The sequence below is a fragment of the Rhizobium phaseoli genome, assembly GCF_001664385.1.
In the GTDB taxonomy this organism is placed as follows: Bacteria; Pseudomonadota; Alphaproteobacteria; order Rhizobiales; family Rhizobiaceae; genus Rhizobium; species Rhizobium phaseoli.
Window position 1 is genome coordinate 246,009 of the sequence record NZ_CP013532.1, and the last position, 19,872, is coordinate 265,880.

22 protein-coding genes and 1 tRNA gene are annotated in these 19,872 nt (G+C 61.0%); 15 read left to right on the top strand and 8 right to left on the bottom strand.

Features of this window, described 5'->3' with window-relative positions:
- Positions 1-338: 338 nt before the first annotated feature.
- Positions 339-863: a transposase-like zinc-binding domain-containing protein gene (locus AMC88_RS32945; RefSeq protein WP_041683513.1), complete on the top strand. Its 525-nt coding sequence runs from the start codon at positions 339-341 to the stop codon at positions 861-863.
- 73 nt (positions 864-936) lie between these two features.
- Here the strand turns inward: AMC88_RS32945 and AMC88_RS01150 are convergent.
- Positions 937-1,026: transfer RNA gene (locus AMC88_RS01150), tRNA-Ser, on the bottom strand.
- Between the two features lie 226 nt (positions 1,027-1,252).
- Here AMC88_RS01150 and AMC88_RS01155 point away from each other — a divergent pair.
- The 9 genes from AMC88_RS01155 to deoA all read left to right on the top strand — a co-directional run bounded on the left by AMC88_RS01155 (position 1,253) and on the right by deoA (position 9,973).
- Positions 1,253-1,570 (top strand): hypothetical protein, encoded by a 318-nt coding sequence (locus AMC88_RS01155; RefSeq protein WP_012482264.1) that lies wholly within the window; start codon positions 1,253-1,255, stop codon positions 1,568-1,570.
- A gap of 328 nt (positions 1,571-1,898) precedes the next feature.
- A complete protein-coding gene (locus tag AMC88_RS01160) occupies positions 1,899-2,891 on the top strand; it encodes a BMP family lipoprotein (RefSeq protein ID WP_004673552.1) in 993 nt (330 codons plus the stop codon).
- An 88-nt stretch (positions 2,892-2,979) separates the two neighbouring features.
- Complete coding sequence (locus AMC88_RS01165; RefSeq protein ID WP_037115036.1) at positions 2,980-4,491, top strand: ABC transporter ATP-binding protein; 1,512 nt, start codon at positions 2,980-2,982, stop codon at positions 4,489-4,491.
- Positions 4,492-4,498: 7 nt separating this feature from the next.
- Entirely contained in the window at positions 4,499-5,602 is a 1,104-nt protein-coding gene (locus tag AMC88_RS01170; protein ID WP_004673554.1) for an ABC transporter permease, read from the top strand.
- A 10-nt stretch (positions 5,603-5,612) separates the two neighbouring features.
- The gene (locus AMC88_RS01175; protein WP_004673556.1) at positions 5,613-6,584 is read left to right on the top strand and encodes an ABC transporter permease; all 972 of its coding nucleotides are present in this window, start codon (positions 5,613-5,615) and stop codon (positions 6,582-6,584) included.
- A gap of 2 nt (positions 6,585-6,586) precedes the next feature.
- Positions 6,587-6,976: a cytidine deaminase gene (locus AMC88_RS01180; protein WP_004673557.1), complete on the top strand. Its 390-nt coding sequence runs from the start codon at positions 6,587-6,589 to the stop codon at positions 6,974-6,976.
- Entirely contained in the window at positions 6,973-7,773 is an 801-nt protein-coding gene (locus tag AMC88_RS01185) for a purine-nucleoside phosphorylase (RefSeq protein WP_012482267.1), read from the top strand. The genes AMC88_RS01180 and AMC88_RS01185 overlap by 4 nt, the downstream gene beginning before the upstream one ends.
- 114 nt (positions 7,774-7,887) lie before the next feature.
- The gene (gene deoC, locus AMC88_RS01190) at positions 7,888-8,664 is read left to right on the top strand and encodes a deoxyribose-phosphate aldolase (RefSeq protein ID WP_004673564.1); all 777 of its coding nucleotides are present in this window, start codon (positions 7,888-7,890) and stop codon (positions 8,662-8,664) included.
- A gap of 1 nt (position 8,665) precedes the next feature.
- Positions 8,666-9,973 (top strand): thymidine phosphorylase, encoded by a 1,308-nt coding sequence (gene deoA / locus AMC88_RS01195; RefSeq protein ID WP_012482268.1) that lies wholly within the window; start codon positions 8,666-8,668, stop codon positions 9,971-9,973.
- Positions 9,974-9,979: 6 nt separating this feature from the next.
- Here deoA and AMC88_RS01200 read toward each other — a convergent pair whose 3' ends face one another.
- From AMC88_RS01200 to AMC88_RS01230, 7 genes are all read right to left on the bottom strand, one after another.
- Positions 9,980-10,549 (bottom strand): TIGR02281 family clan AA aspartic protease, encoded by a 570-nt coding sequence (locus AMC88_RS01200; RefSeq protein ID WP_041683514.1) that lies wholly within the window; start codon positions 10,547-10,549, stop codon positions 9,980-9,982.
- A gap of 128 nt (positions 10,550-10,677) precedes the next feature.
- Positions 10,678-11,307, bottom strand: coding sequence for a uracil phosphoribosyltransferase (upp, locus tag AMC88_RS01205; protein WP_004674949.1), 630 nt, complete (start codon positions 11,305-11,307; stop codon positions 10,678-10,680).
- A 130-nt stretch (positions 11,308-11,437) separates the two neighbouring features.
- Entirely contained in the window at positions 11,438-12,406 is a 969-nt protein-coding gene (locus AMC88_RS01210) for an adenosine deaminase (protein ID WP_012482270.1), read from the bottom strand.
- Positions 12,403-13,623: a phosphopentomutase gene (locus AMC88_RS01215; protein ID WP_041683515.1), complete on the bottom strand. Its 1,221-nt coding sequence runs from the start codon at positions 13,621-13,623 to the stop codon at positions 12,403-12,405. The genes AMC88_RS01210 and AMC88_RS01215 overlap by 4 nt, the downstream gene beginning before the upstream one ends.
- 108 nt (positions 13,624-13,731) lie before the next feature.
- Positions 13,732-14,313 (bottom strand): TadE/TadG family type IV pilus assembly protein, encoded by a 582-nt coding sequence (locus AMC88_RS01220; protein WP_012482272.1) that lies wholly within the window; start codon positions 14,311-14,313, stop codon positions 13,732-13,734.
- Complete coding sequence (locus AMC88_RS01225; protein ID WP_012482273.1) at positions 14,313-14,948, bottom strand: TadE/TadG family type IV pilus assembly protein; 636 nt, start codon at positions 14,946-14,948, stop codon at positions 14,313-14,315. Before AMC88_RS01225 ends, AMC88_RS01220 begins: the two co-directional genes overlap by 1 nt.
- 111 nt (positions 14,949-15,059) lie before the next feature.
- On the bottom strand, positions 15,060-15,470 hold the full coding sequence (locus AMC88_RS01230) for a pilus assembly protein N-terminal domain-containing protein (protein ID WP_012482274.1): 411 nt from the start codon (positions 15,468-15,470) through the stop codon (positions 15,060-15,062).
- 379 nt (positions 15,471-15,849) lie between these two features.
- On the opposite strand from AMC88_RS01230, the gene AMC88_RS01235 reads away from it, so the two are divergent.
- From AMC88_RS01235 to AMC88_RS01255, 5 genes are all read left to right on the top strand, one after another.
- A complete protein-coding gene (locus AMC88_RS01235) occupies positions 15,850-16,035 on the top strand; it encodes a Flp family type IVb pilin (protein ID WP_004668696.1) in 186 nt (61 codons plus the stop codon).
- Between the two features lie 124 nt (positions 16,036-16,159).
- Positions 16,160-16,672, top strand: coding sequence for an A24 family peptidase (locus tag AMC88_RS01240; protein ID WP_064821140.1), 513 nt, complete (start codon positions 16,160-16,162; stop codon positions 16,670-16,672).
- Positions 16,673-16,782: 110 nt separating this feature from the next.
- Positions 16,783-17,598, top strand: coding sequence for a Flp pilus assembly protein CpaB (gene cpaB / locus AMC88_RS01245; RefSeq protein ID WP_004668694.1), 816 nt, complete (start codon positions 16,783-16,785; stop codon positions 17,596-17,598).
- Positions 17,599-17,610: 12 nt separating this feature from the next.
- Positions 17,611-19,110, top strand: coding sequence for a type II and III secretion system protein family protein (locus tag AMC88_RS01250; RefSeq protein WP_064824683.1), 1,500 nt, complete (start codon positions 17,611-17,613; stop codon positions 19,108-19,110).
- Complete coding sequence (locus tag AMC88_RS01255; RefSeq protein ID WP_012482276.1) at positions 19,107-19,865, top strand: CpaD family pilus assembly protein; 759 nt, start codon at positions 19,107-19,109, stop codon at positions 19,863-19,865. The genes AMC88_RS01250 and AMC88_RS01255 overlap by 4 nt, the downstream gene beginning before the upstream one ends.
- Positions 19,866-19,872: the final 7 nt, after the last annotated feature.

Consider the following 19,872-nt stretch of genomic DNA (forward strand, 5'->3'; position numbering starts at 1 on the left):
TTCGATTTTTGATAGCTTCGAGCCGGTAAACTCATCGGAGAAATGGTGCTTCGAGATATTGAACTGCTAAGGCGAAGCGCTCGCCGGAAAGAGTCAACGCGCCAAAATCGTCTTCATCTATCTCTTAATTTTGCGTAAAATTCATCGTTGCAGGGAATCTGACAACTCATATCCTTGTGGCATCCCGAACAGCCATCAGGAGTGGCCCTTGGATTTACTCTCTTTAACGGCGACTATCGTCGCCGTCACAGGTCTGATCGCAGCGATTAACTCGCTTCTCCGTGAACTGCGAAGCTGGCGCAGGCGTCCACCACAGGAAAAGAAGCGGGGCGGCTGACATGGAGGGGACTGAGGAAGCGCACTGCCCCGAATGCCACAGCCGAAAATTTGTAAAAAACGGCAAAGTGCGGCGGACGCAGCGTTATCGATGCGGGTCTTGCGATCTAAATTTTGTCCACGATCCTAAACATCGTTGGCCTCCATCTTCAAAGCTGATCAACTTGATCGTATTCCAGGATGGGGAAGTTCCAAAGGACCCCGTTAAAGCTGCTCGATGTGGTCGGTGGGTGTTGGAAGCGAAAGAGCATCACCCCTGGTTTGTCAGAGCTCTTGCAGAACAGGCCGTTTACGCAGCGAATCGGGAGGGAGAAACGATCGAGACGACTCTTGCTGGCGTATGGGGACTGTATGCCTTCATCACCAAGCGCAACCCCGAACATTTCTATGAGGCGCTTGCGCCCGAGCTATATCTCGACATGTTCAAGATAGGGGGCGCAGGCTTCAAAGAGAACCTCATGGCCTGGCTGGAAGCTCATTCGTTGCGAGCAGATGGCGTCGCCGGCGGCCCAACTCCAGGGGAATGAATGTCGCTACTGTCGTTGATCTCTAATAAAGGGTTTTGATAATGAAAAATCAGTCAAGCAGGTTATATTAGAATGGCGGACAGGGAGGGATTCGAACCCTCGGTACGCTTTCACGTACACACGCGTTCCAGGCGTGCGCCTTAAACCACTCGGCCACCTGTCCTTTGGCGTTCGCACCAGGAGAGGAGCAAATCGTCGGAACGGCGCGATATATACCGATGAATTTTTGCCGATCAACCCAAATCTAACAGTTTTTTGACTTCTTCCGATAAAACTCGCCTGCGCCCGTCCGTTGTGCTTCACCCCATTGATGACTATGTAATTCTCAAGGTGGAGAATGGCGCGGGTCCGCCGGAATTGTCCGGCATGTCGAAGCGTCGGAGGAATTGATGCGTTTCCTGTTGCGTCTGGCCAGTCTTGTCGCGCTTGCGGCGGCCGTTATTGCCGGGACCATCGATTCAATCCAGTCGGTTGCGGCATCCGCCGTTGTCATGACGCCGATGTCGGACGCCTGGCAGGATGTCAGCCCGGACACGCTGACCTCGCTGCAATCTGCGCTCTCCTATTATATCCACCCGCGTTTCTATGCCTTCATCTTTCAGTGGCTGATGCTCCAGCCGGCCTTTGCGGTCTTTCTGGTGATCGCCCTGCTTCTTTGGATGGTCGGCTACAAGAAACCGCAGGTCTCCGGTCGGTTCATCGCATAGCGATGCTGTTTCAGGCGGTGCGATCCAGCAAAAGACCGGGGCATTTACCCTTGCCCGGTTTCAGGGCCCGGTTTTAGCGACGGCCCGCGGATCGGCTAAAAAATCCGCATGCCGCTCGGCGAAATGTCCAAAAATCAGCCCGGGAGAACTGATTTTCAGCAATTGCTGCAAATCTTTACCGCCTGAAAAATTTCTGGTGAATTTTTCCGTGAGCCATGCAAGGATGCGCCCAGCCAGGCCTCCGGGGGGAGGTCGGGTGGTTCCGCAGACATGTCCGAAAAGGACTTGCGGGAGGACCCCTAACGAATAGCAACAACAGGGCTGCACAATGAAAAAATCCCTTCTCACTCTCCTTGCCGTGGCTGCCATGTCGACGACGGCGCTTGCCGCCGATGTCAAGCCGGCGCTGGTTTACGGCACCGGCGGGAAGTTCGATAAGTCCTTCAACGAAGCGGCCTATAACGGCGCCGAGAAGTTCAAGGCCGAGACCGGCATTGCCTATCGCGACTTCGAGCCGACCGGCGACACCCAGGGCGAACAGGCCATCCGCAACTTCGCAAGCCGCGGCTTCAACCCCGTGGTCGCCGTTTCCTTCGCCTGGACTTCGGCCATTGAGAAGGTCGCAGCCGAATTCCCCGATACCAAGTTCATCATCGTCGACTCCGTCGTCGACAAGCCGAACGTCCGTTCGGTCGTCTACAAGGAAGAAGAAGGCTCCTATCTCGTCGGCATTCTCGCCGGCATGGCCTCCAAGACCGGCAAGGTCGGCTTCGTCGGCGGCATGGACATTCCGCTGATCCGCAAATTCGAATGCGGCTATGAGCAGGGCGCCCGCGCCGCCAAGGCCGATATCGAAGTGTTCCAGAACATGACCGGCACCACCGGTGCGGCCTGGAACGACCCGGTTCGCGGCGGTGAGCTCACCAAGAACCAGATCGACCAGGGTGCCGACGTCATTTACGCGGCAGCCGGCGCCACCGGTCTCGGCGTTCTGCAGACTGCCGCCGACAACAAGAAGCTGTCGATCGGCGTCGACTCCAACCAGAACCATCTGCATCCGGGCTCGGTGCTGACCTCGATGGTCAAGCGCGTCGATCTCGCCGTCTACAACGCCTACACCGACACCAAGAACGACAAGTTCACCGGCGGCGTTCAGGCGCTCGGCGTCAAGGAAGATGGCGTTGGTGCAGCGATCGACGACAACAACAAGTCGCTGATCACGCCGGAAATGCAGGCGGCCGTCGACAAGGCCAAGGCTGACATCATTGCGGGAACCGTGAAAGTTCACGATTATACCTCGGACAACGCTTGCCCGAAGTGATCCGCGCCCTGATGTAATCGACGATTGAGATCGGGCGTATGGCGGAGGGGATTTTCGCCATACGCCCTTTTCTTATTTGGAGCCTGCTGTGACAGATAAGCCCGCTATCGAGCTTGTCGGCATCGATAAGAAATTCGGTGCCGTCCACGCCAACAAGGACATCAACCTCACCGTTGCCAAGGGGACGATCCACGGCATCATCGGCGAAAACGGCGCCGGCAAATCGACGCTGATGTCGATCATTTACGGTTTTTACCACGCCGACAGCGGCGAAATCCGCGTCAACGGCAATCCCGTCACCATCCGTGACAGCCAGGCGGCGATCGCCGCCGGCATCGGCATGGTGCACCAGCATTTCATGCTGGTCGATAATTTCACCGTTCTCGAGAATATCATGCTTGGCGCCGAAGGCGGCTCGCTGCTGGCGAGAGGCGTCGCCTCGGCGCGTGCCGAGCTGAAGCGGCTGGAAACGGAATACGGCCTCGAGGTCAATCCGGACGCACTGATCGAACAGCTTCCCGTCGGCCTGCAGCAGCGCGTCGAAATCCTCAAAGCGATGTATCGCGGCGCCGAAATTCTGATCCTCGACGAACCCACAGGCGTGTTGACGCCGGCCGAAGCCGATCACCTCTTCCGCATCCTCAAGGTGCTGCGCGACCAGGGTAAGACGATCATCCTCATCACCCACAAGCTGCGCGAGATCATGGCGATCACCGATACGGTCTCGGTCATGCGCCGCGGCGAGATGGTCGCGACCCGCAAGACGGCCGAAACGACGGTGGAGGAGCTTGCCGAGCTGATGGTCGGCCGCCGCGTGCTGCTGCGCGTGCAGAAGGGTGAGGGACACCCGGGCGCTGCCGTGCTCTCCGTCCGCAACCTCACCGTCAAGGACAATCGCGGCGTTATCATGGTGGACAACGTCTCCTTCGATGTCCGCGCCGGCGAAATCGTCGGCGTTGCCGGGGTTGCCGGCAACGGCCAGTCCGAATTGCTGGAGGCGATTGCCGGCATCCGTAAGCCCGCCTCCGGCGAAATTCTTCTCGACGGCCAGACGATCGACAAGGCCGATCCCGCCCGACTGCGCGATCTCGGCCTTGCCCATATTCCCGAGGACCGCCACCACATGGGCCTGGTGCTGAAATTCGAGGAATACGAAAATTCCGTGCTCGGCTATCACCGCCGCCCGGGCTATAGCAAAGGCCCGCTGCTCGATCTCGACGCGATCCGCAAGGACGCGATGGAAAAGATCGAAAAATACGACATCCGCCCGCCGAACCCGCGGCTGAAGACGGCGAACTTCTCCGGCGGCAACCAGCAGAAGATCGTCGTTGCCCGCGAGATCGAGCGCGACCCGAAGATGCTGATCATCGGCCAGCCGACCCGCGGCGTCGATATCGGCGCCATCGAATTCATCCACCGCCGGATCATCGAAATGCGCGATGCGGGCAAGGCGATCCTGCTCGTCTCCGTCGAACTCGATGAGATCCGCGCCCTTTCAGACCGTATCCTTGTCATGTTTGCCGGCAACATCGTCGGCGAGAAGACGCCCGATGCCGGTGAACAGACCCTCGGCCTGATGATGGCCGGCATTGCCGCGTGAGGCCCTTATGAGCACTGCTTCCGTTCCGCTGCCAAACTGGATCAACTACGGCCTGATCCCTATTCTCAACCTTATCGTCGCCTTCCTGATCTCCGGCTTCGTCGTCTGGCTGATCGGTGAAAGCCCGCTTGCCGCCCTTTCGCTGCTGATCGAGGGCGCCTTCGGCAGCGGCGAAGGCATAGGTTTCACTCTCTACTATGCGACGAGCTTCATCTTTACCGGCCTTTCCGTCGCGGTAGCGATCCATGCCGGTCTCTTCAACATCGGCTCCGAAGGCCAAGCCTATATCGGCGGCCTCGGCTGCGCGCTCGTGGCGCTGGCGCTCGACAAATACGTGCCCTGGTATGTGACGATGCCGCTCGCCATTATCGGCGCCGGCATCTTCGGCGCAGCCTGGGCCTTCATTCCCGCGTTCCTCCAGGCCAAGCGCGGCAGCCATATCGTCATCACGACGATCATGTTCAACTATATCGCAGCCGCCCTCATGGTCTATCTGCTGGTGCACGTGCTGATCGTGCCCGGCAAAATGGCGCCGGAAACCCGTACCTTCCTCGAGGGCGGGCAGCTTCCGAAGCTCGGCTGGATCATGTCGATGTTCGGAGCCAAGCTCGGCGCCGCTCCCTTCAACGTCTCCTTTATCATCGCGCTTCTGGCCGCATGGTTCGTCTGGATCCTCATCTGGCGCACCAAGCTCGGCTTCGAAATGCGTACGCTGGGCGTGAGCTCGACGGCCGCGGCCTATGCCGGCATTCCCTATGCCCGCATCGTCATCATCGCTATGCTGCTGTCGGGTGCGCTCGCCGGCATGATGGCGCTCAATCCCGTCATGGGCTCGTCCGCCCGTCTGCAGGTCGAGTTCGTCGGCGGCGCCGGCTTCGTCGGCATTGCCGTCTCGCTGATGGGCCGCAATCATCCGCTCGGCATCATCCTGGCGGCGATCCTCTTCGGCACCCTCTATCAGGGCGGCGACTGGATCTCCTTTGAAATGCCGAACATCACCCGTGAGATGATCCTCGTCATCCAGGGTCTGGTGATCCTGTTTGCCGGTGCGCTCGAATACATGTTCCGACCGGCAATGGTGCACATCTACCAGCAGTTCAAGCCGGCCTGAGGAGCGGACGATGGATTACTATGAAATCTTCATCAACGTCCTGAGTTCGACGGTACGGCTCTCCATTCCGCTGATCTTCACGGCGCTCGCCGGCCTGTTTTCCGAGCGCGCGGGCGTTTTCGATATCGGCCTCGAAGGCAAGATGCTGGGCTCGGCCTTCGCCGCAGCCTGCGTCGCCTATCTCTCTGGTTCGGCTTGGCTGGGGCTCGGCGCCGGCATCGTCTGTTCGGTGGCGCTCAGTCTGGTGCACGGCTTCGCCTCGATCACCAATCGCGGCAATCAGATCGTCTCGGGCGTCGCCATCAACTTCTTCATCGCCGGCATCACCATTGTCCTGGGGCAGGCCTGGTTTGGCCAGGGCGGCCGCACGCCGCAGCTGTTGCCGGAAGCGCGCTTCGCGCCGATCATCCTGCCGGGCGCAGATGCCATTCATAATGTGCCGATCATCGGTCCGCTCTATGCCGGCGTCATATCGGGCAATAATATCCTGACGTACCTCGCCTTCCTCGCCGTCCCCTTCTCCTGGTGGGTGCTCTACCGCACGCGCTTCGGCCTCAGGCTTCGCGCCGTCGGTGAAAATCCGGGCGCGGTCGACACCGCGGGCATTTCGGTCACCTGGCTGCGCTACCGCGCGGTCATGTGCGCCGGTATCCTCTGCGGCTTTTCCGGCACTTATCTCGCCATCGCCCAATCCGCTGCCTTCATCAAGGATATGTCGGCGGGTAAGGGCTACATCGCGCTCGCCGCACTGGTCTTTGCCAAGTGGAAACCGGTGCCGGTCATGCTCGCCTGCCTGCTCTTTGGTTTCCTCGACGCGCTGGCGAATTTCATGCAGGGCAAGCAGGTGCCGCTGATCGGTGAGGTTCCGGTGCAAATCTTCCAGGCGCTGCCCTATGTCCTCACCTGCATCCTGCTCGCCGGCTTTATCGGCGTCGCGACCCCGCCGAAGGCCGGCGGCGTGCCCTATACCAAGGAGCGTTGATCATGTCCCACGACCTGTTCGAAGCCGCGCGCGGCGCCATGGCCTTTGCCCATGCACCCTATTCGAAATTCCCGGTCGGCGCGGCGATCCGCGCCGAGGATGGCAAAGTCTATACCGGCGCCAACATCGAAAACCTCTCCTTTCCGCAAGGCTGGTGCGCCGAGCCGACGGCAATCAGCGCCATGATCATGGGCGGCGCCCGGAAGATCGTCGAAATGGCTGTCATTGCCGAGAAACTGCCGCTCTGCCCGCCCTGCGGCGGCTGCCGCCAGAAGATCTCCGAATTCGCTTCCAAGGACACGAAGATCTATCTTTGCGATGAGGCCGGCGTGCAGAAGACCATGACGATGGAAGAGCTTCTTCCTTTCAGCTTCGAGACCGAACTCGGATGAAGGCGACGGTCGATCTGCTCGCCGCCTTGATCGGCGCCATCAAACCGCACCATGGCATCGTGCTCGGCTCCGGTCTCGGCTCCCTCGTTGACCAATTGGACGGCGCCGTGCGTATTCCCTATCGCGACCTGCCGGGCTTTCCTGTCAGCGCCGTCTCCGGCCATGCGGGCGAAGTCGTCGCCGGCCGCCTCGGCGGCGTGCCCGTGATCATGCTCTCCGGCCGCGTCCATTATTACGAGAAGGGCGATGCCAATGCCATGCGCCTGCCGCTCGAGGTGTTGAAGGCGCTGGGCGTCGAGGCGCTGATTCTGACCAATTCAGCAGGATCGCTGCGTGAGGACATGCCGCCAGGTTCGGTGATGCAGATCACCGACCATATAAACTATTCCGGCATGAACCCGCTGATCGGCGAGGAAAGCGATCAGCGTTTCGTCGGCATGACCAATGCCTATGATACCGACCTTGCCGCCGCGATGCGGAAGGCTGCGGCAAAGCTCAAGATCGAGCTGGCCCAGGGTGTCTACATGTGGTTCTCCGGTCCAAGCTTCGAAACGCCGGCCGAAATCCGCATGGCGCGCATCCTCGGCGCCGATGCCGTCGGCATGTCGACGGTGCCCGAGGTCATCATCGCAAGAATGCTGGGCCTGAGGGTTGCGGCGGCCTCGGTTATCACCAACTATGGAGCAGGCATGACCGGCAACGAACTCAGCCATGAAGAAACCAAGGACATGGCGCCCATCGGCGGCGCCCGTCTCGCCGCCATATTGAAAGAGATGATTGCCGCCGGAGCAAGATGATTTTAGGCCGGGTCGGCGTAAAATCTGAATCCTGTTCGACATTAAATAGTGAGAGCATGATGTCGTCCGAAAACCGCTCACACTTTTCGGCTTCATGCTCCAGAGGAAGTGAAAATGAATAGCCATTCCATCCGGGAAACGGCGGCTGTCGCCCTTTCCCTTCTCGATCTCACCAATCTGAAGGACGATTGCACCGAGGCGCAGATCGAAGCCCTCTGCGCCCGTGCGCAGACGCCCTACGGCAACAGCGCCGCGATCTGCATCTGGCCGCGCTTCGTCGCCCAGGCCCGCAATATCCTCGGCACCGGCCATGCCGTGCGCATCGCGACCGTGGTCAATTTCCCGGCGGGCGAGATGGAGGTGGCCGATGTCGCCGCCGAAACCCGCGAGGCGATTGCCGACGGCGCCGACGAGATCGATCTGGTCATCCCCTACCGCAAGTTCATAGCTGGCGATGAGAAGGCGGTGACCGACATGGTCCGTGCCGTGCGCGCAGAATGCACTGGGCCGGTTCTGCTGAAGGTCATCATCGAGACCGGCGAATTGAAAGAGGCGGCCTTGATCCGCCGCGCCTCCGAACTTGCCATTGAAGCCGGCGCGGATTTCATCAAGACCTCGACAGGCAAGGTGGCCGTCAATGCGACGCTCGAAGCCGCCGACATCATGATCCGGGCCATTCGCGAAAGCGGACGCAAGGTTGGCTTCAAACCGGCCGGCGGCATCGGCTCGGTGGCCGATGCGGCGCTCTATCTCAGCCTCGCCGAAACCATCATGGCGCCGGATTGGGCGATGCCCTCGACCTTCCGCTTCGGCGCTTCCGGCCTGCTCGACGACATACTGGCGGTTCTCAGCGGAGCGCAGCCGGCATCGGCTGCGGCGTCGGGCTATTGAGATGATCCCGCAGGAGATCATCCGGCGCAAGCGCGACGGCGGTGAACTCGCCGCCGCCGATATCCGGTCTTTCATCGATGCGCTTGCCGCTGGTCGATTGTCCGAAGGCCAGATCGGCGCCTTCGCCATGGCCGTCTGGTTCAAGGGCATGTCGCGCCAGGAAATCGTCGCCTTGACGCTGGCGATGGCCGATTCCGGCGACCGGCTGCAATGGGCCGATATCGACCGTCCGATTGCCGACAAACATTCGACTGGAGGCGTCGGCGACAATGTCTCGCTGATGCTGGCGCCGATCGCCGCCGCCTGCGGCCTCGCCGTCCCGATGATATCAGGCCGCGGCCTCGGCCATACCGGCGGCACGCTCGATAAGCTTGAATCCATTCCCGGCTATATGATCACCCCGGATGCGGATCTGTTTCACCGGGTGGTCAAGCAGGCAGGATGCGCCATCATCGGCCAGACCGGCGCTTTGGCGCCCGCTGACGGCAGGCTCTACGCCGTGCGCGATGTAACCGCCACCGTCGATTCCATTCCCTTGATCACCGCCTCCATCCTCTCCAAGAAGCTTGCCGCCGGTCTTCAGACGCTGGTGCTCGACGTCAAGGTCGGCAACGGCGCCTTCATGGCTGAGCGCGATCAGGCGGAAATGCTGGCACGGTCGCTGGTCGAGGTGGCGAATGGCGCGGGCGTGAAGACGTCGGCGCTCATCACCGACATGAACGAGCCGCTCGCCGATAGCGCCGGCAACGTCGTGGAGATGCGCAACTGCCTGGATTTCCTGGCGGGCAGGAAAGGAAATACGCGGCTCGAGGCTGTCGTTCTTGCCTTCGCCGCCGAGATGCTGGAGAAATCGGGCATTGCCGCTTTGCCTGAGGAAGGCGAGGCAATGGCGCGCCGGGCCCTGTCGTCGGGGAAGGCGGCCGAGATTTTCTCGCGCATGGTATCCATGCTCGGCGGCCCGGCCGATCTGATCGAGAACCCGGACAGATACCTCGCTAGAGCGCCGGTCGAAAAGCCTGTTGCGGCCGCGCGGTCCGGCTGGCTTGCCGCCTGCGACGCCCGTGGCATCGGTGTCAGCGTCATCGATCTTGGCGGCGGACGGCGCCATCCCGCCGATCGGATCGATCACCGCGTCGGCTTCTCCGAACTGCTGCCGCTTGGCACCCGCGTGAATGCCGGCGAGCCGATCGCCCTCGTTCACGCCGCCGACGACGCCGCGGCGGAAAGGGCGGCCGCAGCACTTGCCGCGCACTACCGCATCACCGAGGACGCGCCGGCGCTGAACCCGATCATTTCAGGCCTTATCTGACACAGTCTATTGCTTGAGGCTGAGCGAGCCGTCAGCGACGGAATAGGAGGCGAGCTTCTTCAGGAAGCTCATGCCGACCAGCGTCGTCGTCAGCGCTTCGTCCTTGAGGACGAAGGCTTCAACGTCCCGGACCCGGATGCCGCCGATTTCGATCCGGTCGAGTGTCACTTGCGCGGCCTTGGTCTGGCCGTTCGCGGTGTTGACGCCATAGCGGAAATCGAGCTGGTTGGCGGTGAAGCCCATCCGGCGCGCCAGCGTCTCGTTGAGCGCGACATAGGTGGCGCCGGTATCGATCAGGCCTTGCACCGGCTTGCCGTTGATCTTGAAATTGCCGGTATAGTGGCCCTGCGCATCTGCCTGCAGGCGGATCACATTGCTGCCGGAAACGGGTGCGGGGGCGGCGGGCATGCCGCTTTCGCTCGAGATGTAATTGGCGGAAAGAGTGTCGGCGGGCTGTGGACCTGTGCCGGGGAAGAAGGACGGCACTTGTGTGGCGAGCACCGCGGCGATGCTGGCGAATATGATGGTACGCACGAGCATGAAACAGAAATCCTTCCTGTATAAACCTCGCTTCATGCGAGGCCCTCATGCTTTCAGACTGCTAAGCCTGAAGTGCTGATAAGTTGCTAATATCGGCACGAAAACGGCCCGGCGCGAACCGCCGGGCCGTAAAACTCTTTCGATTTGGTAAAGGAAGGCTGAAATTACTTGGTGCCGTACATGCGATCGCCGGCATCGCCGAGGCCGGGCACGATATAGCCCTTCTCGTTGAGATGGCTGTCGATCGCCGCGGTGAAGACGGGAACGTCGGGATGCGCTGCGCGGAAATTGCGGATGCCTTCGGGGGCGGCAAGCAGGCAGAGGAAGCGGATATTGTGGGCGCCGCGCTCCTTGAGCTTGTCGATCGCCGCGATCGAGGAGTTGCCGGTCGCCAGCATCGGGTCGACGACGATGATCAGCCGTTCAGCCACATCTTCCGGCGCCTTGAAGTAATATTCGACCGGCTGCAGCGTTTCGTGATCGCGATAGACGCCGATATGAGAGACGCGGGCGGACGGCACGAGATCGAGCATACCCTCGAGCAGGCCGTTGCCGGCGCGCAGGATGGAGGCGAAGACCAGCTTCTTGCCTTCCAGGATCGGCGACTCGATCGTCTGCAGCGGCGTCTCGATCGTTTCCATCGTCAGCTCGAGGTCGCGGGTGACCTCGTAACAGAGCAGCGTGGAGATTTCGCGCAGCAGGCGCCGGAAACTTCCCGTCGATGTCTCCTTGCGTCGCATGATGGTGAGCTTGTGCTGCACAAGCGGATGATCGATGACCGTGACGCCGTCCATGGGGAAGCCTTTCATTCTTTCTATCGAATGTTTCTTTCACGGAAATTGGCCCGACCGCAAGAGTGCAGCCGAATTTGCCCCGATCTTCCCCAACCTCCGGAGCCTTTCCCGGTCAGGAAAGACTCTCGCCTCAAAGGCGGGCGAGCAGCGCTTTCCGCGTCTGCGCGTCGACGAAGGCGGCTTCGATGGCGGTGCGCGTCATGGCGTCGATCTCCGCATTGTCGAAACCGAAAGCTTCAGCGGCAAGCGCATATTCCCGCTCGAGCGACGTATGGAAGAATGGCGGATCATCCGAGCTGATCGTCACCGGCACGCCCGCTTCCTTCAGCCGGCGCAGCGGATGCGAAGCGAAATCGGGATAGACCCTGAGCGCGATATTGGAGCCCGGGCAGACCTCGAGCACGGTGCCGAGATCGGCAAGCCGCTTCACCAGGTCGAGATCCTCGATGGCGCGCACGCCATGGCCGATGCGCGCGGGGCGCACCGCATCGAGCGCGTCGGCGACGCTGAAGGCGCCGCAGACCTCGCCGGCATGGATGGTCAATCCCAGGCCGGCATCGCGGGCGATATCGAAAGCTCTGCTATAATCGGCGACACGGCCCATGCGCTCTTCGCCGGCCAGGTTGAAGCCGGTGATCAGCGGGTTGCCGGCCTTTGCCGCATATTCGGCAGCACCGATCACGCTGTCCGGGCCGAAATGCCGTTCGCCGGTGACGATCAGCCGAGCCTCGATGCCGCTCTTCTCCTTTGCGCGCCGGATGCCTTCGCACACACCCGAGATATAGGCGTCGGCGCCGAGCCCGATGCGCTTGCCGTGATCGGGTGACACGATGAGTTCGCTGTAGATCGTGTTGATGGCGGCGAGTTCATCGAGATAGGTTTCGGTCAGAAGCGCATAGTCCTCCTCGGTCTTGTAGACTTCCGACACTTTGTCGTAACATTCGAGAAAACTTGCGAAATCATGCCAGACATAGGCGCCGTCGCGAAGCTGCTCACTCATGTCGATGCCGTATTTCCGCGCCTGCGCCTCGGTCAAAGCTGGCGGTGCCGCCCCCTCCAGATGGCAGTGCAGCTCGACCTTCTTCAAATGTGATGTCACAGAAAACTCCTTCCATGCGGCCCGGCCGGAATGCCGAGATGGCGCGCAATGCTTTCGCCGATATCGGCATAGCTGCGGCGCACCCCGATCGAACGCGACCGGATGCCGGGGCCATAGGCGATAACAGGCACGCGCTCGCGCGTATGGTCCGTGCCGCGCCAGGTCGGGTCACAGCCATGATCGGCGGTGAGCACGACGAGGTCGCCGGGCTTCAGCTTCTTGTGGACGTCGGGCAGGCGCGCATCGAAGGCTTCGAGGGCTGCGGCATAGCCCGGCACATCACGGCGATGGCCGTAATTCATGTCGAAATCGACGAAATTGGTGAAGACGAGATCGCCGTCGTTCGCCGCGTCGATCGCCGACAGCGACGCATCCATCAGCGCCTCGTTGCCTGTCGCCTTGATGACGCGCGAAATTCCCTGATGGGCGAAGATATCGCCGATCTTTCCGACCGCATGCACGTGCCGGCCGTGCTGGAGGAGTCTGTCGAGCAATGTCGGTTCCGGCGGCAGCACCGAGAAGTCGCGCCGGTTTCCGGTGCGCTGGAAGGTGGAAGCCGACTGGCCGATGAAGGGCCGGGCGATGACGCGGCCTATATTGTAGGGGTCGAGCAGCCCGCGGGCGATGTGGCAGAAGGCGAGCAGCCGATCGAGACCGAAATGCGCTTCGTGCGCGGCGACCTGGAAGACTGAATCCGAAGACGTATAACAGATCGGCTTGCCGGTGCGGATATGCTCTTCGCCGAGCCGGGCGATGATTTCGGTTCCTGATGCGTGGCAGTTGCCGAGAATGCCGGGCACATCGCCGTCTTGGCACAAGGCCTCTATCAGTTCCGGCGGGAAGGCGTCGCCCTCCGTCGGGAAATAACCCCAGTCGAAATTGACCGGGGTGCCCGCGATCTCCCAATGGCCCGAGGGCGTGTCCTTGCCGCGGGAAATTTCGTTGGCGGTCCCATAAACGCCGTAGACCTTCTCCGGAAGAGGCATGCCGGCCGGAAACTGACCGGAGGCCGCGCGCGCGATATGCATCAGCCCAAGCTCGGACATATTCGGCAGGCAAAGCGGTCCGCTGCGCAGCCCGGCGCGATCCCCGGCTCCGGCGGCGCAGAATTCGGCGATATGGCCGAGCGTATCGGCGCCTTCGTCGCCATAGGCGGCCGCATCCGGCGCGCCGCCGACGCCGAACGAATCGAGAACGAAAAGAAAGGCACGCGCCATTTTACCCCCGAAAGGACCGATCGCCGACCTCCGGGATATCGGAAGCGGTTGCGGCCCAGGCATATAATGCCGCGCCCGGCTTGGCAAATTCGAGATCGCGGAGGGGCGTCAGCAGTCGCCGCAGGGGATCGATTCGCCCTGCCGCTGGCGGTAGAAATAGCTGCGGCTGATGGTGATCGTGCGCATGCCATCCGGCATGAAATTCGGCGCGAACAGGAACATCGTATAGGGAATGCTGAGTTCGGTGCGGACGAGGAAGCTGTTGGCCGTCTTCATGTCGGCGGGTATGTCGCTGACCGCGGTGTTCTTGGCATACGGCGCGCTCCCGTCCTGCGCCCAGGACCAGAGCACCTTGGCATTGGCGCTGGCGTCGACGGTAACCCCGGTGATCTTCAGCGTCAGGGAGGTCGAATTGTATGGCACGAAGATCGAGGTTGCGACCGACCGCATCTCTGTGAGTGTGCTCTTCGTGATGGATTGCTGCTGGGTAACCAAGTCGGCGATCGAACCGGCGGCGCGGGTCGCGCGCTTGGAGACGCTGAGGCCGATCGTGATCTCGAAAGCGCCGATATAGAGCATGATGAGCACGGGAAAGAGGATCGCGAACTCGATCGCGCCGGCGCCCTTGCGCTCTCGGATCAGCCGCCGCGCCGTCAGTGCCAGTCGGGTGAACGGGTTGCGCAATGCCATTATGGATACTGCTCGTTCTGGAAGGCCGCGGTCGCGATAATCAGATATGTCGTCGGCATCGAACCGTCGGAGGGACGGATCGTCGTGATGTAAGGCCGGACCAAATCCGTGATGATTTCCCAGCGATAGTAGGCGCGCAGCATGTTGATCGTGCCGGCGCCGCCGGGCGAATATTTGATAGCGGCCGTGTTGAGGTCGGAATATCTGTCGGTGGAGAGCTTGGGGATTGTCGTCGGAATGGCCGAGAAAGTGGCGAAGGTCTGCACATCAAGATAGAGCTTGTTCGGCGTCGACGCCTCGGTCGCCGAGCAACTGATCAGAATCGAGATTTCGTCGCAGAAGGCCTGACGGAATTGCGTCTGCGTCATATCGGTGGTACGGCCGAGATTGTAGGTGATCTGCCCGGTCCGCATCCGCCGGCTCATCGTATCGACGGCATTGGAGACGAGTTCTTCGGCGGCAAAGGCGATGAAGGTTTCGAGGATCGCGAAGATCACGACGAAATAAGGAATGGCAAGCAGGGCGAATTCGATCGCCGCTGCGCCGTCGCGCGATCGGGCGGCAGCGCGAAACTGGGAGAAACGGAACGGCGCGAAGGCGCGCTCCCCATCCGTCTTCTGATCAACTACCGTCATTGCCTGGACCCGAGCGACATCTGCCTGCCACACTAGGGTGCCTTCGTTGATTTTCCGTTTCAGTCCGATACGACGATTTTAACGAATCGCAGAAGATCCGCGCCGAGTCGATCAGGGTGACGTGGTGCTGTCGGCCGCTTGCTGCGCGTGCTGCTCGCAGTTCGGCGTGCAGGACAGCACGGAGCGCTCTGTCTGCCGGTAGACGCGGACCGTGTTGCCCTCATCGATCGAAACCAGGATGCGCTCGTCGAGGATGGCATTGCCGTCGGCGTCCAGCAGAACGAGATTGGTGGTGCCGAAGCTGCGTCCTGTCAGCACGATCGTCTTGGCATCGGCCACGGTCGCGTCGGCGACCTTGGCATTGCCGACGATCACCTTGCTGACCGGGCGGTCGAGCTTCAACACGCGCGCGTGATCCATATAGACACGCAGCATATCATCGTCTGCGGCCGCGGAAATTCCCGAAACACCGAAAACGGCGATCATGCCGGCAAAGAAAACGGTTTTGCCGCTCGATGACATTTGGTCCTCTTTCATGATCACAGCGCAACAGGTGCATAGAATGGAAAAAAATGGTGAATGAAGCTTTAAGCTCCCTATGGTGTTTCGGGGTGAAGCAGGATGATCCGATTTGGCACGCGCTCCGGATGGCACACGTCTCAGTTGGATGCATCGCCTGTGCTATTTTTAGATGAAACCCGCCGTTAATCCAGGAATATCGTTAAATATTGAGAGAAATGAATAAGGTAATACTTACCCTGTAGCAGCCTCTTATTGTCTTCACATCTCGTTAACTCTTTTTCTTAAGCCGATGGAAACGCCCATTCATTAGATTGCGGTCATCCGATCAACGGCAACAGTTGGCGGACGTGCTGAACATCAACTGGAGTTAGGAGTAACCATGACCAAGCTTTTTAGCCGTTTTCTGAAGGACGAATCCGGCGCGACCGCAATCGAATACGGCCTGATCGCCGCTCTCATTTCCGTCGCGCTCATCACCGGCGCAACGAGCCTCGGTTCCAAGATCGGCAACACGTTCAACGGCCTGAGCACCAAGATGGACGGCGCCACTTCGGCTGCCAACTAAGCGAGGTGCCGCGAGGCGGCATCTTCCTGATTCTGGCCGGATCTGCTCCGGCTGGTCTGTCGAGCGGGCTCACGCGCTGCACAGCCGTGAGCCTTTTCGTATCTTACGACGATCGGGTATAGACATGATCGCAACTGGTGTCTTTGTCGTTCTGCCACTCTGCCTCGCCATGGCGGCTTTCTCGGACCTGTTCACCATGACGATTCCGAATCGCGTTTCCCTGATCCTTATCGTCTCGTTCCTGGTGCTGGCGCCGTTCTTGGGTTTTGGCCTTCAGGCGATCGGCATGCATCTTGCCGCTGCCGCTATCGTGCTTGCCGCTTGTTTTGCGCTTTTTGCATTCAACGTGATGGGCGGTGGAGACGCCAAGCTGTTGAGCGCCAGCGCACTCTGGTTCGGCCTGAACCAGTCGCTTACCCTGCTGATGGCCGACGTGGCGGCGGTCGGCGGTCTCATCACCTTGCTCATCCTGCTGGTGAGAACCCAGTCGAACACCATTCTTGCAATTGGCCTGCCGCTTCCGGACTCGGTGCTGGTCGCCAAGAAGATCCCTTACGGCATCGCGATCGCGATTGGTGGCTTCATGGCCTTTCCATCCTCGCCGATCTTCATCGCCGCGTTGGAAAGCCTGAAATAACGGCATTTTAAATGCCCGTTAACTTAAAATGTAAGCGTTCCATTAACCATAATTATACCAATTGCTGAGCATTCTGCAGGGCGAACATATCGTGCCTTGGGGAATGATCGATGAAACCGGCCCGCCTTATAATTCTCGCTGTCGCCGTGGTGGCAGCCGGCCTCGCCGGCCTCCTGGCAATGCGCATGGCCGGCAGCGGTGGTGTCGTCACCCAGGTGCAGTCGGTCATCGAGAAGGAACCCACCGTTAACGTTCTCGTCTCCAGCGGCAATCTGGCGGTTGGCCAAAGGCTGGAAGAGGGCTCGGTGCACTGGATGGCCTGGCCGCAGGGCGGCGTCGTCCCGGGCCTCATCACCGAAATCGAAAAGCCGGATGCGATCAAGGATCTGCAGGGCGCCGTCGTGCGCCTGCCGATCTTCGAAGGTGAGCCGATCCGGCCGGAAAAGGTCGCCGATTCCAGCAGCCGTATCCTGTCATCGCTGTTGCCGGCCGGCAAACGCGCCGTTGCGACCGAGATCTCCGTGGCAACGGGCGCCGGCGGCTTCATCCTGCCGAACGACCGCGTCGACGTCATCATGGTCCGCAAGGGCACCGAGGCAAACAAGCTCATCACCGAGACGGTGCTGAGCAATGTCCGTGTTCTCGCCATCGACCAGCAGATCCAGGAAAAGGACGATGGTTCCAAGGCAGTTGTGGGAACGACCGCGACGCTCGAGCTGACGCCCGACCAGACCAAGGTTCTCGCCGTCGCTCAACAGATGGCCGACCGGCTGTCGCTTGCGTTGCGCTCGGTCGCCGATGCCCAGGAGCAGGATACCAGCGCCGCCGATTATCTGCTGAGCGGCGACAACGGCAGTGCGATCATTCAGGTCATCAAGTCGGGATCCATCGTAACGGATGCCGGCGCAGCGCCGAAGCCGGAATAAAAGGACGTGCAAATGGGCAATTCAACGCGGCGCGCCAAGCTTCTCCTGATAGGCAGCCTTTCGCTTGCGATCAGTGTCACCGGCATGGCGCCAGCCACTTTCGGGCCGCTTCTCGCCGTCGATGAGGCGCGTGCCGATTCCGGAAACCTTATCCGCATCGCGCAGACCGGCCCCGACGCCCACCGTCGGCTGAAGCTCGGGCTGAACAAGGCTGTGGTCGTCGATCTGCCGGAGGATGCGCACGATATTCTTGTATCCGATCCGAGCATGGCCGATGCCGTGACACGGACGTCGCGGCGCATCTACCTGTTCGGCAAGAAGGTCGGTCAGACGAATATATTTGTCTTTGGCGCCGGCGGGCAGGAGATCATCAACCTCGATATCGAGATCGAACGCGACGTCTCCGGTCTCGAAGCCAATCTCCGCCGCTTCATTCCCGACTCCAATATCAACGTCGAAATCGTCTCCGACAACATCGTCCTGACCGGCACCGTGCGCACCCCGCAGGATGCCACGCAGGCCGCCGATCTCGCCCAGGTATTCCTGAAGGGCGGCGAGGCGACGACGAGAACAGAGACAGCGTCCGGCACCGGCGGCGACAGCGCGGTGGCGCTCTTTGCCGAAGGCCGGCAGACCTCCCAGGTCGTCAATCTGCTGAAGATCGAGGGTGAGGACCAGGTCACCCTCAAGGTGACGATCGCCGAGGTCCGTCGTGAGGTGCTGAAGCAGCTCGGCTTCGACAACCTGATATCCAATTCTTCCGGCATGACGGTCGCCCAGCTCGGCACTCCTAGCGCCGACAGCGCGACGGCGACGGTCGGCGGCGGCCTGGCGGCTCTCTTCAAGAGCTCGATCGGCAAATACGATATCTCCACCTATCTCAACGCGCTGGAACAGGCCAAGGTGGTCAGGACCCTGGCCGAGCCGACATTGACGGCGATCTCGGGCCAGGCGGCGACATTCAATTCCGGCGGCCAGCAGCTCTATTCGACGACCGACAATGACGGCAACGTCACTGTCGTTCCCTTCAATTACGGTATCAACCTCGCCTTCAAGCCGGTTGTTCTGTCGTCGGGGCGTATCAGCCTGGAGATCAAGACCAACGTCTCCGAGCCGGTGGCCGGTAGCGGCAACGCCACCTACCAGCGCCGTTCGGCAGAGACCTCGGTGGAGCTGCCCTCGGGCGGCTCGATCGCACTCGCCGGCCTCATCCGCGACAATGTCTCCCAGACGATGGGCGGCACGCCCGGCGTCTCGAAGATTCCGCTGCTCGGAACGCTGTTCCGTCAGAAGGGCTTTGAACGTCAGGAAACCGAGCTCGTCATCATCGCGACGCCCTATCTGGTGCGTCCGGTGGCGCGCAACCAGCTGAACCGGCCGGATGACAATTTCAGCCCCGAGAATGACGGTGCGACCTTCTTCCTCAACCGTGTCAACAAGGTCTATGGCCGCCGCGAGGCACCCGTCGCGGATGCACAGTTCCACGGCTCGATCGGGTTTATCTACAAATGAGTGGAGAGGCATCGGCAGCAATGGCACAGAACAGAGATCAGGCGATGGCCTTCATGAATTGGACGACACCCCGGCTCGCAATCTCCAAGGCGCTCTTCGTCACGGCCGCCGTTTCAGTGGCGGTCCTTTCCGGATGCGCCGGTCCGCACGACCAGCTGACGACCGGCGGCATCCCGGATGATTACCGTGCCCGTCACCCGATCATCGTCACCGAGGCCGAGCAGACGGTGGATATTCCGGTTGCTTCCACCGATCGGCGCCTGACCATCGCCCAGCGCGACCTCATCCGCGGCTTTGCCGCAAACTATGTCTCCCGCGCCTCCGGCCCGGTCTACGTCTTGTCGCCGGAAGGTTCGCCGAATTCGGCGGCGGCCCATCAGCTGCGCAATCAGGTCCGTGCGGAGCTGGCGTCGAGAGGGATCGCGAGCTCGAAAATCATCAATACCTCCTACGCCGCCGCCGGTGCCGGCGATGCGGCACCAATCCGCCTGAGCTTCACCGGCACGACCGCGATCACCACGCAGTGCGGTCAGTGGCCGAAGGACATCTCGAACGATTTCGCCAATCAGAATTACTATAATTTCGGCTGCGCCACACAGAACAACCTCGCCGCCCAGGTCGCCAATCCGGAGGATCTGGTGGCGCCTCGCGGCATGACGCCGATCGACGCGCAGCGGCGCAACAACGCGATCCAGGAATACCGAACGACGACAACGACGATCGAAGATGTCGCCGGCAGCGACAGCAGCTTCTGAGGCGAGA

Bases quoted from the DNA above. Each gene is read 5' to 3' on its own strand.
- AMC88_RS32945 (WP_041683513.1), top strand. From the start codon at position 339: ATGGAGGGGACTGAGGAAGCGCACTGCCCCGAATGCCACAGCCGAAAA.
- AMC88_RS01155 (WP_012482264.1), top strand. From the start codon at position 1,253: ATGCGTTTCCTGTTGCGTCTGGCCAGTCTTGTCGCGCTTGCGGCGGCC.
- AMC88_RS01160 (WP_004673552.1), top strand. From the start codon at position 1,899: ATGAAAAAATCCCTTCTCACTCTCCTTGCCGTGGCTGCCATGTCGACG.
- AMC88_RS01170 (WP_004673554.1), top strand. From the start codon at position 4,499: ATGAGCACTGCTTCCGTTCCGCTGCCAAACTGGATCAACTACGGCCTG.
- AMC88_RS01175 (WP_004673556.1), top strand. From the start codon at position 5,613: ATGGATTACTATGAAATCTTCATCAACGTCCTGAGTTCGACGGTACGG.
- AMC88_RS01180 (WP_004673557.1), top strand. From the start codon at position 6,587: ATGTCCCACGACCTGTTCGAAGCCGCGCGCGGCGCCATGGCCTTTGCC.
- AMC88_RS01185 (WP_012482267.1), top strand. From the start codon at position 6,973: ATGAAGGCGACGGTCGATCTGCTCGCCGCCTTGATCGGCGCCATCAAA.
- deoC (WP_004673564.1), top strand. From the start codon at position 7,888: ATGAATAGCCATTCCATCCGGGAAACGGCGGCTGTCGCCCTTTCCCTT.
- deoA (WP_012482268.1), top strand. From the start codon at position 8,666: ATGATCCCGCAGGAGATCATCCGGCGCAAGCGCGACGGCGGTGAACTC.
- AMC88_RS01200 (WP_041683514.1), bottom strand. From the start codon at position 10,549: ATGAAGCGAGGTTTATACAGGAAGGATTTCTGTTTCATGCTCGTGCGT.
- upp (WP_004674949.1), bottom strand. From the start codon at position 11,307: ATGGACGGCGTCACGGTCATCGATCATCCGCTTGTGCAGCACAAGCTC.
- AMC88_RS01215 (WP_041683515.1), bottom strand. From the start codon at position 13,623: ATGGCGCGTGCCTTTCTTTTCGTTCTCGATTCGTTCGGCGTCGGCGGC.
- AMC88_RS01220 (WP_012482272.1), bottom strand. From the start codon at position 14,313: ATGGCATTGCGCAACCCGTTCACCCGACTGGCACTGACGGCGCGGCGG.
- AMC88_RS01225 (WP_012482273.1), bottom strand. From the start codon at position 14,948: ATGACGGTAGTTGATCAGAAGACGGATGGGGAGCGCGCCTTCGCGCCG.
- AMC88_RS01230 (WP_012482274.1), bottom strand. From the start codon at position 15,470: ATGTCATCGAGCGGCAAAACCGTTTTCTTTGCCGGCATGATCGCCGTT.
- AMC88_RS01235 (WP_004668696.1), top strand. From the start codon at position 15,850: ATGACCAAGCTTTTTAGCCGTTTTCTGAAGGACGAATCCGGCGCGACC.
- AMC88_RS01240 (WP_064821140.1), top strand. From the start codon at position 16,160: ATGATCGCAACTGGTGTCTTTGTCGTTCTGCCACTCTGCCTCGCCATG.
- cpaB (WP_004668694.1), top strand. From the start codon at position 16,783: ATGAAACCGGCCCGCCTTATAATTCTCGCTGTCGCCGTGGTGGCAGCC.
- AMC88_RS01250 (WP_064824683.1), top strand. From the start codon at position 17,611: ATGGGCAATTCAACGCGGCGCGCCAAGCTTCTCCTGATAGGCAGCCTT.
- AMC88_RS01255 (WP_012482276.1), top strand. From the start codon at position 19,107: ATGAGTGGAGAGGCATCGGCAGCAATGGCACAGAACAGAGATCAGGCG.